The organism is Rhodopirellula maiorica SM1, assembly GCF_000346295.1.
GTDB classification, from domain to species: Bacteria; Planctomycetota; Planctomycetia; order Pirellulales; family Pirellulaceae; genus Novipirellula; species Novipirellula maiorica.
Map to the genome: position 1 here is coordinate 1 of NZ_ANOG01000195.1, position 2,305 is coordinate 2,305.

Consider the following 2,305-nt stretch of genomic DNA (forward strand, 5'->3'; position numbering starts at 1 on the left):
GATGAGATTCGGTTAAATTATCCCGCAGCAAAATTTGCGAGGCAGCTAATACACGAGGGTTTCAATATTGCGTTGTCAGTCGGAAACTTACATGTCCGACCTAGGATCGGTTACCGCAAAACCTTGAAGAAGTCAGACGAATGACAAACGATGTCGATTCAAAGATCACTTCGATAACGCTCCTCCAGGACGCAGCGGCGAATGATCAAGCGGCATGGAGGCGAATGACGGAGATCTACGGTCCACTGGTTTATTACTGGTGCAGGCAATCAGGGTTAGGACCAGAAGACTCGGCGGATATTTTCCAGGAAGTGTTTCGGTCGCTCGCGGCAAATCTGGCAAGTTTTAAAAAAGAAAATGAGGGGGATAAATTTCGAGCCTATTTATGGATCATCACACGCAATAAGATCCGCGACTTTGCCAAGGTGCAGTCTCCCAAAGCAAAGGCCGAAGGAGGCACCGACGCGTATAATCTGCTCGCGTCGATCCCAGATGACGACGACATGGCGGAGGAAAACACGTCACAATCTATGGTGATCGGTGTGTCGGAATCACTGCAAACATTGCTCCAAGAGATCAAACGTGATTTCAAACCGGCAACTTGGGATATTTTCTGGCGAACGGTCGTCGATGGACAGGCGACCGCGGTTGTGGCTGAAGAGTTCGCGGTGAGTTCTGATTCCGTCTACCAGGCGAAATCACGAGTGTTACGGCGAATCCGTGCAGAATTAGGAGACGTTCCCTTTTGATCGCGTCTCGCCATCGATCCGATGACCACATTAATTCAGCCAACCATTTTCGGTGTCAGACGGAATCGTTTTGGTAGTTGGAGTTAGATTTTTGCCGAAAGCAGGCGAAGTGATGACAAACAATCAACCGACACGTCAATGGAATCCCTATTGCTCGGAGCCTGAATTCATCAAGGCACTAAGCGAAATCCAAGATTTGCATTTTGTTCAGAGCCATCCCAATGCCCAAAACTCTCGGCAGCCAGACATCTCATTTTCCCAGTTAGGTGATTACAAAGTACTGCATCAAATCGGTCAGGGTGGCATCGGCACGGTTTACAAGGCAATTCACCGGGAACTAGATAAAGTCGTTGCCATCAAGCGTTTATCTCGACAGGCAGCATCGGGGTCGGAATTGGACGAGCGATTTGCCTGCGAAATTCGCGCCATCGGAAAGCTCGATCATGCCAACATTTTGCGAGCGACCGACGCACGAACGATTGATGACGTCAGGTACTTGATCACGGAATACGTCGAAGGAGTCGACTTGGCAACGCTGGTCAAGGCATCAGGGCCACTTTCGGTATCAGTCGCATGCGAAATGATTCAGCAAGCTGCGGATGGTCTCCAGCATGTGCACGGTCAGGGGATCATTCATCGAGATGTCAAACCACAAAACTTGATGCTTTCGCAACACGGTGTGGTGAAAATCTTGGACCTTGGTTTGGCCCGGCTAACGAATCTTGCGTCAGGCGATTCCATCACTAGTGACAATATCATCGTCGGCACGCTTGATTACATCGCACCGGAACAGCTTTCCAACGAAAATCAACTCGATGCACGAGCGGACGTTTACGCACTGGGTTGCACGTTCTACTTTTTGCTTGCTGGCCACGCACCATTCCATCACATCCATGAACCCTTTGCCAAAATTTTGGCGCACCGCGAGTCCACGATCGATCTTACTCAATTGAATACTGATTTGCCGGAAAAGATTAAACATGTCCTGGGCAGCATGTTGCAGAGAAATCCACTGGAACGCATCGCGACCGCAGGCGAAGTCTCTGATTTGTTAACGGGATTAACCGCTCCGACCAAATGGAATCGTTTTCTCAACGACGTTGTCGCGGATGTTGTTGCTCGGGAAGTGTCCTCGCATACACCGAACAGGAACGAAGTGGAAACCGATGCGGTTAAATTGCAGACCCGTCCCAATCGAGTTAACAAACTCGCTGAGTCGACAGATGTGACCGATGCAAACACCGAAAAAGAACTAGCTCCTCGGAAGTGGAGTTGGCCATTGGTGTTAGGCTTTCTCACCGTATTGGTGGTGTCCGGAATGGTCCTGACGATGAACACCGGCACGGGCACGCTCGACACTGGCGAATACAAACTGGATCAAGCTGGGCGATACGTCATGTCGGTTGTCGACCCCAGCACCGGCTCAGAAATCTACGTGGGCAACTCATTCGAGGTGTCGAAGGGGCAGCAAACCAGGATCAAAATTTCGACTAAACAACCACCCACGCCCCTAACTCAAACTCCATCCAATCATTCACCGTCGAGTCATGAGCTTT

Annotated in this window: 2 protein-coding genes; both read left to right on the forward strand. The window is 50.1% G+C overall.

Going from position 1 to position 2,305, the window contains the following annotated elements; translation table 11 throughout:
• Positions 1 to 224 precede the first annotated feature (224 nt).
• Positions 225 to 749, forward strand: coding sequence for a sigma-70 family RNA polymerase sigma factor (locus tag RMSM_RS05995; RefSeq protein ID WP_160168238.1), 525 nt, complete (start codon positions 225 to 227; stop codon positions 747 to 749).
• A gap of 112 nt (positions 750 to 861) precedes the next feature.
• Positions 862 to 2,305, forward strand: a 1,444-nt coding sequence (locus RMSM_RS36470; RefSeq protein ID WP_008693031.1) for a serine/threonine protein kinase, incomplete at its 3' end; no start/stop codon positions are given.